This window comes from Kribbella sp. CWNU-51 (genome assembly GCF_054073265.1).
In genome coordinates, this window is the sequence record NZ_JBSXMZ010000037.1 from 17,381 (window position 1) to 29,456 (window position 12,076).

At 69.7% G+C, this 12,076-nt stretch carries 11 protein-coding genes; 8 read left to right on the forward strand and 3 right to left on the reverse strand.

The features are described from left to right. Positions 1 to 41 precede the first annotated feature (41 nt). Genes ACXC9Q_RS30730 through ACXC9Q_RS30740 form a run of 3 tightly spaced genes read left to right on the forward strand, consistent with a single transcriptional unit; the run spans position 42 to position 3,417 of the window. Positions 42 to 1,199: an acyl-CoA dehydrogenase family protein gene (locus ACXC9Q_RS30730; protein WP_457060121.1), complete on the forward strand. Its 1,158-nt coding sequence runs from the start codon at positions 42 to 44 to the stop codon at positions 1,197 to 1,199. Between the two features lie 48 nt (positions 1,200 to 1,247). Next, positions 1,248 to 2,813: a 4-coumarate--CoA ligase family protein gene (locus tag ACXC9Q_RS30735; protein ID WP_457060122.1), complete on the forward strand. Its 1,566-nt coding sequence runs from the start codon at positions 1,248 to 1,250 to the stop codon at positions 2,811 to 2,813. Further along, complete coding sequence (locus ACXC9Q_RS30740; RefSeq protein ID WP_457060123.1) at positions 2,806 to 3,417, forward strand: TetR/AcrR family transcriptional regulator; 612 nt, start codon at positions 2,806 to 2,808, stop codon at positions 3,415 to 3,417. The genes ACXC9Q_RS30735 and ACXC9Q_RS30740 overlap by 8 nt, the downstream gene beginning before the upstream one ends. Here the strand turns inward: ACXC9Q_RS30740 and ACXC9Q_RS30745 are convergent. Beyond that, positions 3,390 to 4,118: an AraC family transcriptional regulator gene (locus tag ACXC9Q_RS30745; protein ID WP_457060124.1), complete on the reverse strand. Its 729-nt coding sequence runs from the start codon at positions 4,116 to 4,118 to the stop codon at positions 3,390 to 3,392. The two genes, ACXC9Q_RS30740 and ACXC9Q_RS30745, sit on opposite strands and share 28 nt — an antisense overlap. A 55-nt stretch (positions 4,119 to 4,173) precedes the next feature. On the opposite strand from ACXC9Q_RS30745, the gene ACXC9Q_RS30750 reads away from it, so the two are divergent. Then, on the forward strand, positions 4,174 to 5,304 hold the full coding sequence (locus ACXC9Q_RS30750) for an MFS transporter (RefSeq protein WP_457060125.1): 1,131 nt from the start codon (positions 4,174 to 4,176) through the stop codon (positions 5,302 to 5,304). On the opposite strand, the gene ACXC9Q_RS30755 is transcribed toward ACXC9Q_RS30750, so the two are convergent. Beyond that, complete coding sequence (locus ACXC9Q_RS30755) at positions 5,301 to 7,550, reverse strand: NACHT domain-containing protein (protein ID WP_457060126.1); 2,250 nt, start codon at positions 7,548 to 7,550, stop codon at positions 5,301 to 5,303. The two genes, ACXC9Q_RS30750 and ACXC9Q_RS30755, sit on opposite strands and share 4 nt — an antisense overlap. Before the next feature lie 123 nt (positions 7,551 to 7,673). Between ACXC9Q_RS30755 and ACXC9Q_RS30760 the strand changes: the two genes are divergently transcribed. From ACXC9Q_RS30760 to ACXC9Q_RS30770, 3 genes are all read left to right on the forward strand, one after another. Next, entirely contained in the window at positions 7,674 to 9,128 is a 1,455-nt protein-coding gene (locus tag ACXC9Q_RS30760; RefSeq protein ID WP_457060127.1) for an MDR family MFS transporter, read from the forward strand. A 103-nt stretch (positions 9,129 to 9,231) separates the two neighbouring features. Continuing rightward, positions 9,232 to 9,735: a hypothetical protein gene (locus tag ACXC9Q_RS30765; protein WP_457060128.1), complete on the forward strand. Its 504-nt coding sequence runs from the start codon at positions 9,232 to 9,234 to the stop codon at positions 9,733 to 9,735. Between the two features lie 23 nt (positions 9,736 to 9,758). Then, positions 9,759 to 10,796: a GNAT family N-acetyltransferase gene (locus ACXC9Q_RS30770; RefSeq protein WP_457060129.1), complete on the forward strand. Its 1,038-nt coding sequence runs from the start codon at positions 9,759 to 9,761 to the stop codon at positions 10,794 to 10,796. Positions 10,797 to 10,811: 15 nt separating this feature from the next. On the opposite strand, the gene ACXC9Q_RS30775 is transcribed toward ACXC9Q_RS30770, so the two are convergent. Further along, positions 10,812 to 11,243: a MarR family winged helix-turn-helix transcriptional regulator gene (locus tag ACXC9Q_RS30775; RefSeq protein ID WP_457060130.1), complete on the reverse strand. Its 432-nt coding sequence runs from the start codon at positions 11,241 to 11,243 to the stop codon at positions 10,812 to 10,814. Between the two features lie 28 nt (positions 11,244 to 11,271). Between ACXC9Q_RS30775 and ACXC9Q_RS30780 the strand changes: the two genes are divergently transcribed. After that, the gene (locus tag ACXC9Q_RS30780) at positions 11,272 to 11,682 is read left to right on the forward strand and encodes a MarR family winged helix-turn-helix transcriptional regulator (protein WP_457060131.1); all 411 of its coding nucleotides are present in this window, start codon (positions 11,272 to 11,274) and stop codon (positions 11,680 to 11,682) included. The last annotated feature ends 394 nt before the right edge of the window (positions 11,683 to 12,076 follow it).

The window sequence follows — 12,076 nt, forward strand, 5'->3', positions numbered from 1 at the left end:
TCTTGTGCCTCATCGGCGCCCGGAGCGAAGCGAGGACGTCGATGAGCTACATCGAATCCGAAGAACGCCAAGCGCTCCGCAAGGCAGTGCGGGAGCTCGGGAAGAAGTACGGCTACGCGTGGTTCAACCAGCAGGCGCGGAGCGGCGGGCACACGACTGAGCTGTGGCTGGAGGCCGGCAAGCTGGGCTACCTGGGAGTGAACCTGCCCGAGGAGTACGGCGGTGGAGGCGGTGGCATGGCCGACCTGTCGATCGTGCTCGAGGAGCTCGGCGCCGCGGGCTGCCCGTTGCTGATGCTGGTGGTCTCGCCGTCGATCTGCGGCACGGTCATCGCCCGATTCGGCACCGGCGAGCAGAAGCAACGCTGGCTGCCCGGTCTGGCCGACGGTACGACGATCATGGCGTTCGCGATCACCGAGCCCGACGCCGGCTCGAACTCCCACCAGATCACCACGACCGCCCGGCGTACGGAGGACGGCTGGTCGCTGTCCGGGCGGAAGGTCTTCATCTCCGGGCTCGACGTCGCCCAGGCGGTGCTCGTGGTCGGCCGGACCGAGGACGCGCGCACCGGCAAGCTCAAGCCGGCGCTGTTCATCGTCCCGCTGGACGCGCCGGGGGTCGAGTACCAGCGGATCGAGATGGATGTGATCAGCCCGGACAAGCAGTTCGCCTTGTTCCTGGACGACGTACACCTGCCGCGCGAGGCGCTGGTCGGCTCCGAGGACGCGGCCCTGATGCAGCTGTTCGCCGGGCTCAACCCGGAGCGGATCATGGCGTCCGCGTTCGCGCTCGGGATCGCCCGGCACGCGCTCGGCAAGGCGACCGCGTACGTGAAGGAGCGCCAGGTCTGGAACACGCCCATCGGCGCCCACCAAGGCATCGCGCACCCGCTCGCGCAGATCAAGATCGAGCTCGAGCTGGCCCGGCTGATGATGCAGAAGGCCGCCGCGCTGTACGACGCGGGCGACGACCTGGCGGCCGGCGAGGCCGCGAACATGGCGAAGTACGCCGCCGGCGAGGTGGCGGTCCGGGCCACCGACCAGGCGGTCCAGTCGCTCGGCGGCAACGGCATGACGACGGAGTACGGCGTCGCCTCGCTGGTCGCGGCCGCCCGGGCGACCCGGATCGCGCCGGTCAGCCGGGAAATGATCCTGAACTTCGTCGCCCAGCACTCGCTGGGTCTACCCAAGTCGTACTGAGATCCAGCACAGTCTGTTCACCGTCCGGGCAAGGAGAGGATCCCGCCGATGATCATCACCAGTGAATTCCCGCCCGTCGAAGTGCTCGACGTCCCGATCCACGACGCCGTCCTGGGTCGCGCCCAGGAGTACGGCGACCGGCCGGCCATGGTCGACGGGGTCACGGGCAAGGAGATCAGCTACGCCCAGCTGGACGCGATGAGCCGCCGGGTCGCGGCCGGCCTGGCCGAGCTCGGGATCCGGCACGGCGACACGATCGCGCTCTACAGCCCGAACACGATCCTCTACCCGGTCGTCTTCTACGGGGCCACCCGCGCCGGCGCGACCGTGACCACGGTCAACGCGCTCTACACCGCGGACGAGCTGCACAAGCAACTGGTCGACTCGAAGGCCAAGCTGCTGGTGACGATCTCGCTGTTCCTGCCGATCGCCACCAAGGCGGTCGAGGGCACCGACGTCGGCGAGATCCTTGTCTGTGACAGCGCCGAGGGGTACCGCTCGGTGATGGAACTCGTCGCGTCCACGGGACCCGAGCCGGACGTGACGATCGATCCGGCCGAGGACGTCGCCGTACTCCCGTATTCCAGCGGGACCACCGGCGCGGCCAAGGGCGTGATGCTGACGCATCGGAACATCGCGACGAACATCTCGCAGGCCGAGGTGATGATCACGGTCGCCGAGGACGAACGGATCATCGCGATCCTGCCGTTCTTCCACATCTACGGGCTGTCCGTGCTGATGAACCTGCCGCTCCGGCTCGGCGCGACGGTCGTCGTCCTGCCGAAGTTCGACCTGCAGCAGTTCCTGACCACGCTCGACGAGCAGAAGATCACCCGGGCGTTCGTCGCGCCGCCGGTCGTCCTGGCGCTCGCGAAGCACCCGGCCGTGGACAGCGTGGACCTGTCGGCGCTGAAGTACGTGACATCGGCGGCAGCTCCGCTGGACGGTGACCTGGCCGAGGCGTGCGCGAAGCGGCTCGGGCTGCCCGCGATCCTGCAGGCGTACGGGATGACCGAGTTGTCACCGGGCACGCACGCCGTACCGCAGGACGACGAGAACCCGCCGCCCGGTGCCGTGGGCAAGCTGTTCCCGTCCACCGAGATGCGGCTGGTCGGTGCCGATGGCAACGATGTGGGCGACGAGCAGACCGGCGAGATCTGGATCCGCGGGCCGCAGGTGATGAAGGGCTACCTGGGCCGGCAGGCCGAGACCGACGCGACCATCGATCCGGACGGCTGGCTGCACACGGGCGACATCGGCCGGGTGGACGAGCGCGGCTATCTGTACGTCGTCGACCGGGTGAAGGAACTGATCAAGTATCACGGCTACCAGGTGCCGCCGGCCGAGCTCGAGGCGGTGCTGCTCACCGACGACCGGATCGCGGACGCGGCGGTGATCGGGGTCGATGCCGATGGCAACGAGGTGCCGAAGGCGTTCGTGGTGCGGATGCCGGGGGTCGAGCTGACCGAGGCCGACGTGATGGAGTACGTCGCGGAGCGGGTGGCGCCGTACAAGAAGGTCCGGCAGGTGGAGTTCATCGAAGCGGTGCCTAAGGCCGCGTCCGGCAAGATCCTGCGGCGGGAGCTGCGAGCCCGCGAGGCCGCCCGTGAGTGAGGCCCTCAAAGCACCCCAGCAGGACCGCAGCCGGGCGACCCGGCAGCGGCTGCTCGCGGCGGCCGTGGAGTCGCTGGCCGAGGTCGGGTACGCCGCGACGACGGTGAGTGTCGTGGCGACCCGGGCCGGGGTGTCGCGGGGTGCCGCTCAGCACCACTTCCCGACGCGGGCGGACCTGTTCGCGGCGGCGGTCGAGTACATGACCGAGGTGCGGCTGGCCGAGATCCGCGCTCAGGCTGGTGGACTACCCAGCGGGCCCGGCCGGACCGAGGCGATTGTCGGGATGCTCGCGGAGGTCTACACCGGACCGCTCTTCCGGGCGGCCCTGCATCTGTGGGTCGCTGCGTCGACCGAGGAGGCGTTGCGGCGGCAGATCGTCCGGTTGGAGGCGCACGTCGGGCGCCAGGCCCACCGGGCCTTGCTGGAAGTGCTCGAGGTGAGCGAACGGACGCCTGGTGTCCGGGAGACCGTGCAGGGTGTGCTGGACATGGCGCGCGGTCTCGGGCTGGCTGACCTGCTCACGGATGACAGCGCGCGGCGTCGGGGGATCGTGCGGCAGTGGAGCCGCATCCTCGATCAGGCCCTGCGAGACCCCGGCGTGTGACCGAACGCCCGGCGGAAGGTGTCGATGAACGCACTCGTCGACGCCCACCCACACTGGTGCGCCACGCGGGTCACCGACTCGTCGTGGGCCAGGAGCCGGAGAGCGTGATGCAGGCGCAACTGCGTGCGCCACTGCGGGAACGTCATCCCCAGGTCGGTCCGGCAGAGGCGGCTCAGGGTGCGCTCACTCGCGCCGACCTCACGGCCCAGTTCGGTCAGCGTCCTGGTGTCCGCGGGGTCCTCGCGCAACAGGTCGCAGATAGCGGCCAGCCGTGGGTCGTGGGGTGCCGGTAGATACGTCGGCCGCTGCGGCGATCGCCGCAGCTGATCAAGCAGTACGGCGTGCAGCCGCTCCCGTTCGTCCTGGTCGCCATCACCTGACGTATAGGCCAGGATCAGCTCCCTCAGCAGTGGGCTGACCACCAAGGCCGACGGTCCGTCCAAACCAAGTGGATTCTCGGTGAGGCCTACTGTGTGCAGCGTGGTCTCGCCGTACGCGCGGTGTTGGTGGAGGGTGCCGCCGGGGACCCAGATCGCCCGGGTGGCCGGGGCGATCCAGCTGCCGGCGTCGGTGGTGACCGAGAGGACGCCGCGGCCGGCGTAGACGATCTGATGCCGGTCGTGCCAGTGCGCCTCGATGCCGCCGCCGGCCCGGATCGGCTGGTGGCCGGTGGTCGCGGGACGTTGGCGGGTTTCCGGCATAGGTTGGCATTTTATCGGAAGCCGGACAGGCACCACGGCCACGACGATCGATGGTGTGCGGAGACTTCGACCGATCGGACTGATGGCGGTCGGCCACGCCTGCGTGGATGTGTACCAGGGCAGCGTCCCGGCGCTCGTGCCGTTCCTGGTCGCCGAGCGCGGGCTCGGGTACGTCGCGGTGTCCGGGATCACCTTGGCCGCGACCTTGCTGTCCTCGGTGGTCCAGCCGGTGTTCGGCGTACTGACGGACCGGCGCCCGCTGACCTGGCTGATCCCGGTCGCCATGACCACCGCCGGGCTCGGGATCGCGCTGGTCGGGGTCGGGCCGTCGTACTGGCTGAGCTGGCTGGCGGCCGCGTTGTCCGGGCTCGGGGTGGCGGCGTACCACCCGGAGGCCGCGCGGATGGCGCGGGCGGTGAGTGGCGGGAGCCATGTCGGAATGAGCTGGTTCTCGGTCGGCGGGAACGTCGGGTTCGCGCTGGCGCCGGTACTGGTCACGCCACTGATCGCGGCCGGTGGACTGTCGCTGACACCGCTCCTCATAGTCCCAGCACTCTTCGGCGCCGCAGTCACCCAACTGGCGCTTCGATCCGCCCACCTAGTTGCCTCTAGCAAACAAAACCTGCCCGGCGCCGACGACTGGTCGTCGTTCCTGCGGTTGTCGGCGATCATGATCTGCCGATCGATCGTGTTCGTCGGGCTCGGCACGTTCATCGCCCTGTACGCCGGTCAGCGGGTCGGCGGCGGGACGACGACCGGCGGGGTGGCGTTGTTCGTGCTGTTCGCGGCCGGTGCGTTCGGCACGCTGCTCGGCGGCCGGTTCGCCACCCGCTGCGGGCGGGTCCGGACCCTGCGGACGTCGTACGCCGTCGCCGTGCCGGCGCTCGCGGGTCTGGTGCTCGCGCCCGGGCCGGCGTTCTTCGGGTTCCTCGCCGTCACCGCGATCGCGATGTCGATCCCGTTCTCGCTGCACGTCACCCTCGGCCAGGACTTCCTCCCCAGCCGCGTCGGCACCGCCGGCGGGATGACGCTCGGCCTGGCCGTCAGCATCGGTGGCATCGCCACTCCGGTCCTTGGCACGATCGCCGAGCACACCTCCCTACGCCTCGCCCTCAGCACGCTGATCGCCCTGGCCCTCACGAGCAGCCTGATCGGTCACGCCCTCACCGAGCCGGACACGGCCTAACGGCGGGCGGCGCGTTCGGCGATGCGGCGGTCGACCTTGGCGGCCAGTTGGTCGGGTGAGCATTCGGCCAGGTGGTCGCGGACGAGCAGATGGATGAAGGAGTACTCGCCGCGGCCGCTGCGGGCGAGCACATAGCGGTCGGCGGCGTACCTGAGGAACGCGCGACGGCGCCAGGGGAGATATCCCGTCCAGCGGAGCAGGAAGTCATGGAGCAGGCGGGACAACGGGCCGGCGAACACCGGTGGCCGGCGGCGCCAGGCCTTCGCGGCGACGGCTCCGACGATGACGCCGGCGACGGCCTCCAGGTGAGGCGAGGCCGGGTCCGCACCGAGGGCCAGGGCCAGCAGGAGTCCGGCGGCGGCACCGCCCAGCACCCACGGGTCCATCCGCCAGCCCTGTCCGGTCGTCGGGCGGACCAGATGGTCGGTCGGGAGCGACTTCACCATGCGGATGCCTTGGGCAACGATCAGGCCGATCGCGAGCCCGGCGGCGAAGCTGCCCGGCGCATCACCGAGGCCGAGCGTCAGCCAACTGGCCGCGACGACGACCGTCAGGCGGACCGCGAGCAGCAGCCGGCGCCGGTTGTCGTGAAACACGATCAGCTCGACGACGTACGACGCTGCGATCGCGGCGGCCTCGATTGCGAGGGCGACCGATGTCGGAAGCAGCTCGACCAGCCCCAACGCGGCAACCGTGAGGATGACGGTGGTCGCCGTACCCGCGAGGAGCGTCGCTGTCAGGAGTGGCGCCCACTGTGGTCTGGGTCCGTCGGTGGTGAGTGCCTGCCAGGGGTGTGGGCGCAGGTGCACGAGCAGCAGTGTGACCCCGGCTACGGCCAGCGCCGCGAGTACGCCGTACTGCGCAAGCGTCACGAGCGTCGCTCCCGCGGCGAGGCCGGCAAAGAGTGCGGGCAGGCAGACGGCGTGGGCGAGGTAGTCCACCTCTGGGAGCGAGAGGCCGTACCAGCCGTTCGGGACGAGCCATCGGGGTACGGCGGTGCGATCGCCGGCGCGGCTGCGGGTCCACCAGGCGAGGCACCACAGTGAGCGGACCGCCGTGCTGGAGTCGTACTGGCGGCTGGTGGAGCGGTCGCGGGCGAGGACCTCGGTGACGTAGGTGTCGAACAGTTCACGGCGGAGGTCTGCGACGCCGCCCGCGGCGACCTCCTCCGGGGCTCGGCCCTGGTAGGCGAGGATCGTGACGTTCAGCATCAGGGGTGAGTTGACCAGGTCCCAGAGTGTGTCGTCCTGCTCGATCGCGGTGCGAGCGCCGTCCAGCTCCGGCCCGACGGCGGCGAAGTAGTCGAGCACCTGTTGCCGGTTGAGCGGTCTGATGTGCACAGCGCCGTACAGGCTGAGCTGGTCGGGGAGGAGCTCGTAGTCCTGTGTGCGGCAGGTGACTGCGAGCTTGCCGATCAGATAGCGGCGGCGGAGTTCTTCCAGCACCGGTGCAAGCTTGGGACGGTTCGGCTTGGCGATCTCGTCCAGACCGTCGAGGAGAAGGGCCAAGCGACCACGCCGCAGCCAAGTGCGGCCGACGGCGGCGGGGATGCCGTAGCGGGTGCTGAGCTCGAACAGGAGCCAGCGGACGAAGCCGGCCAGGTTCGGGCTGTCGAGCGGGTCGTCGTCATCCTTCCGCGATGGCTGCGCGGTCCACCCGGCCAGATCGACCACGACCGGGATCGGCTTGCTCTCGTCGGCGTGGGCCTGCTCGGACAGCGTCCGGGCGAGCTCGAGCAGCAGAGTGGTCTTGCCGGCGCCAGGCGCACCCAGAATCAGCATGGAGTCCTGGAGCTCGTCGAACACGGCAGCGATGTCGGTCTCGTCGGGCACCTCGCGAGGTGTGCTGTCGAGTGGCTGCACCAACAGGTCGTACGGGCGTAGCACTGCTTCGGGCCGTTCGTCGAGAGCGAGCGCGATGCGGGTGCGGGAGGCGAGCGAGCCGGCGTGACGCTGGGACAGGTAGCGGTCGACGCGGGCGAGGGCGTTGGGCCGGTTGCGCGGCTGGTCCGCGCTGCGTCCGGAGACGGTCGGCAGGCGACGGCTGCGGAACTCGAACAGTGCGGTGACGATCGCGACGAGCCAGAGCAGCCCGATCAGCGGCCAGGTCCAGCCCGCGTACGGCGCGAGGAACCTCGGCGCCGTCCCGCCGGTGCCCACGTTGATCGCGATCGGCAACAACACCAGGGTGAGTGACACGGTCACCACGAGCACGACGGCCCGCACCATCCCATCCCGGATCCTCACCCCCCGGAGCGTAACCGCCCGTAAGCCCACAGTCCCCACCTCCGCGTGCCGTCCGGTCACCGTTTCACCAGCTGGGCCTGGACTCGGGGAATCGTTGTCACATCACATACATTGGCCACTGATATGACTACTGAGCGGATCGACCGGGCGAGTGTGGGGCTCCGGTCGGAGCGTGGGCCGATCCTGCTCGCGGTGATGCTGAGCGTCGGGCTGGTCGCGATCGACGCCACCATCCTGGCCACCGCCGTACCGTCGGTCGTCGACGACCTCGGCGGGTTCACCCAGTTCCCCTGGCTGTTCTCGATCTATCTGCTGGCCCAGGCGGTGTCGGTGCCGATCTACGGCAAGCTCGCCGACCTGCGCGGCCGCAAGCCGATCATGCTGCTCGGCGTCGGGCTGTTCATCCTCGGCTCGGTGCTGTGCGGGTTCGCCTGGAGCATGCCGGCGCTGATCGCGTTCCGGCTGGTCCAGGGTCTCGGCGCGGGCGCGATCCAGCCGATCGGGATGACGATCGTCGGCGACATCTACACGGTCGCGGAGCGGGCCAAGGTGCAGGGCTACATCGCCAGCGTGTGGGGGATCGCGTCGTTCGTCGGCCCGACGCTGGGCGGCGTGTTCTCGGACTACATCTCCTGGCGCTGGATCTTCTTCGTGAACATCCCGCTCGGGCTGGCCGCCGCGTGGGTGCTGGTGCGCCGCTTCCAGGAGAACGTCACCCGGAAGGCCAGCCACCAGATCGATTACGCCGGCGCGGTCCTGCTCGCGATCGGCGGTTCCCTGTTGCTGCTCGGCCTGCTCGAGGGCGGCGTGATGTGGACCTGGGGCTCCGGCGCGAGCATCGCGATCCTGGCCGCGGCGGCGGTGCTGCTGATCGTGTTCGTCCTGGTCGAGCGCCGGGCGGCCGAACCGATCCTGCCGTTGTGGGTGCTTGGCCAGCGCGTGCTCAACTCGGCCAACTCGGCCGCTCTGCTGATCGGGCTGCTGATGATCGGCCTGTCGACGTACGTCCCGCTCTTCGCCCAGAGTGTGCTCGGTACGTCGGCTCTGGTCGCCGGGTTCGCGTTGGCCGCGATGACGCTGGGGTGGCCGATCGCGGCATCGCTTGCCGGGCGCATCTATCTGCGGCTCGGGTTCCGGACGACGATGCTCTTCGGCGCGATCATCGTCGTACTCGGGTCGGCTCTGCTGTTGATGGTCGACTCCGGCAGCTCCGTCCTGCATCTTGCCGCGGCCTGCTTCGTGATCGGCGTCGGTCTCGGCTTCTCCGCGTCGCCGTCGGTCGTGGCTGCCCAGTCGTCGGTGGACTGGACGACGCGCGGTGTGGTGACGGGCGCCAACATGTTCTCGCGCTCGGTCGGTAGCGCGGTTGGCGTCGCGGTCTTCGGCGCGGTGGCCAACGGTGTGGTCGCAGCTCGCCTCGGCGACAGCCACGAGGACCTGGAGAAACTCCCGAGCGAGGTGCTCGCTCCCGCGATCCACGATGTGTTCTACGGCGCCGCAGTCGCCGCCGTACTCCTCGTCGTCGCCGTCCTCTTCATGCCCAACAGAGTCGCCGAACGCCCACTGGCAGGTCGCTGACCAGCCAGCTCCGCAACCGGCCGAGCGCGGCCGGTAGTGCTGCTCCTGCTGATCTTGTGCACGTGCCTGAGGCAAGCACATACTCCGAACTGGGGGCGGGGACATGAGCACAGCGGGGATTCTCGAGTTCATCACGTACGCAGGCCTGGCGGCATCCGTTGTGATGATCGTCAGCGTCTTGCGACTGCACGGGCATGCCTGGAAGCAGGCCGGACGAAGGAAGTGGCTCTGGGCACTGTTGCCCGTTGTCACGTACTTCATCCTGCTGAGCATCCCGGTAGCCGTGTGGTACTACGTCCGGATCCGCCCAGGGGTCGCGGCCGCCGACGCGGACTGCATCGCCGCCCGCGTGGCGAAGCGCAACGCCCGCGCCGCCAACCGCCCGCGGGCCGCCCAGCTGCCACCGCAAGGGTCGACCTCAGCCAACTGGCTCGCGGCCAGCCCCGCGAAGCAGGTCTGCTCTGCGTGTACCAATGGCAAACAGATGTGCTGGGCGTGCCATGGCCGCGGATCGATCCAGGACAACGACTCGACATGGAAGAGCTGCTGGGCCTGCAACGGCGGCTACACGACCTGCACAATGTGCAACGGCAGCGGCTATCGCTGAGCACCTCGGTCTAGGTTGGGGGCATGCGTTCGGTTGACTGTGTGGGTGCTCTGATCCGGGACGAACAACACCGCGTTTATGTGCAGCGGCGTACGGCGGAGCGGCGGTTGTATCCGGAGATCTGGGACATCGTCGGCGGGCATCTGGAAGCGGGGGAAACGCCGGAGGAAGCGCTGGCGCGAGAGGTCGAGGAGGAGACCGGGTGGAAGGTCCGCGACATCGTGGGGGCCGTCGCCGACTGGGAGTGGGAGTACGAGGGACGCGTACGGCGTGAGCTCGACTACCTGATCACCATCGACGGAGACCTCACCCGTCCGCGGCTCGAAGCCGGCAAGCACGACGCGTCGGCCTGGGTCGGGCCGGACGACCTGGACCTGCTGATGGTGAACCGGACGGACGGCGACCGGCGATTGCGCGATCTGGTGGCACACACGGTGCGGACCAGGTTCACCAACCGCCTCCGCCTCGAACCGATCACCGGTCCGAACGGGGTCGCGCCCGGACATGTCGAGGACCTGGTCCGCCTGTTCGCGGACCCGGTGGTGGCGCACTGGTACGACGAGTCCTGGTCGCCCGAGGAGGCGGCACGGCGAGCTGCCGGGTTCCGGGACGCTTGGGAACGAGACGGCGTGAGCAAGTGGATCGCCTACGAGCGCGTCGGCGGAGCGCTGGCCGGCCGCGGCGGGCTGTCCCGGATACCGGCCGATGCGCCGACGGCCGCGGCTATCGCCGAGTTGGTCGGCCCGGAGTGGGCGGTCGATCGGCTGGAGCTGGGGTGGGCACTGGTCGCGCCGGCGCGGGGGCGCGGCCTGGCCACCGAGATCGGGCGTGCAGGGCTGGAGTTCGCGTTCGGGACCTTGGGCGCTCAGGCGGTGATCGCGTTCACCGAGCAACACAACCGTGCGTCTCGGGCGGTGATGGAACGGCTCGGCATGACCTACGCAGGCGAGATCACCGCGGAGGGCTGGGTCGAAGGCTCACCCGTGGTCCAGCCCGACGCTCCCTTCGCCGTCTACGTCACCGACGCGGACCAGGTCACCGGACCGGAAGCGGACATTTAGTGTCCCTACGGGAAACTAGCGGTCCAGGCCGGCCACGAACCGGGTCAGGAGGTCCGCGAAGGCCTCGCGCTCGGTGGCGGTCCAGTCGTTCATCGCCGCAGCGAACCGCTCTCGGCGGTAGGCGTGCACCACATCGAGTTGCTCCCTGCCCGCGGCGGTCAGCACGAGGTTCGTACGACGCCCGTCCCGCTGGTCGGCCTCCCGTCGTACCAGGCCTGCCGACACGGCCGCCGCCACCAACTTGCTCGCCCGCGGCTGGTCCACCGCGAGGGCAGCCGCCACTCCGTTCACCCCGAGGGCATCGGGCGCCGCCGCCTCGATCGCGTCGAGAACCTCCTGGACCGGATCGGGCCCGCCGGACTCGACCGCGAAGGTACGGCGGGTCTGCCGCCGGCGGACCGCGATCATCGCCGACTCGACCGCGATCGCGGGATCGGGCTTGGCCACAGCCTCTCCAAGATATATGTTGATTGACATGTATATGTCAGATGACAACAAGCCTATCGGATGGTGGCTGAAAGAGGTGGACCGGCTGCTCGAAGCGTCGTTCGAGCAGGTCCTCGCGGCGGACGGGCTGAGCCGCCGGCAATGGCAGGCGCTGAACGCGGCGGCCGGAGCGGACCCGATCGCGACCGCACTGGCCCCGTTCCTGACCGGCGACGCGGCGGAACTCGCCGCGGTCACTGACCCACTGGTCGAGCGCGGCTGGCTGAGCGGCGACCAGCTCACCCCGGCCGGCGCGGAGGCGCTCCGGGAGCTGACCACGAAGGTCCAGGCTCAGCGCAGGCGGGTTATAGCCGGAGTCTCGGACGACGAGTACCTGGCAACCATCGGCGTACTGCGGAGAATGGCGGCGAACCTGGGATCCGCGGACACCACCCGGTGACCGCGGACAAGGTATGACCTGTCCCAACTCCCCATCAGGTGTCCGAAGTCCCCAATTCCCACCCGAGCCCGCCCCACCCGCTCCCAAACCCGCTCACCCGACCCGCTCACCCCGACCCCGCCGCGTCCGCACCGCCTCGGGGCATGACTTAGGGCTCCGCTGTGTGACCGCCCAGGCGCGGCGGTCACACAGCAGAGCCGGCCACCTCAGGGGGAGGCTCCCGGTGAGGTGTCGGGAGCCTCCGGTGTCCTACCGCCCAGGACACTCGGCCCCGCCTGGCCCGAGGTGTCGGCCAGGAGGTGGTTGGAACGGCTGGGCGGCGGCGATACAGGGTCAACCGCCAGGCCCAGCCGGGTCGGTGGGCGGTGGGGGCCGGAGCTGAGGAGTGCTCCGG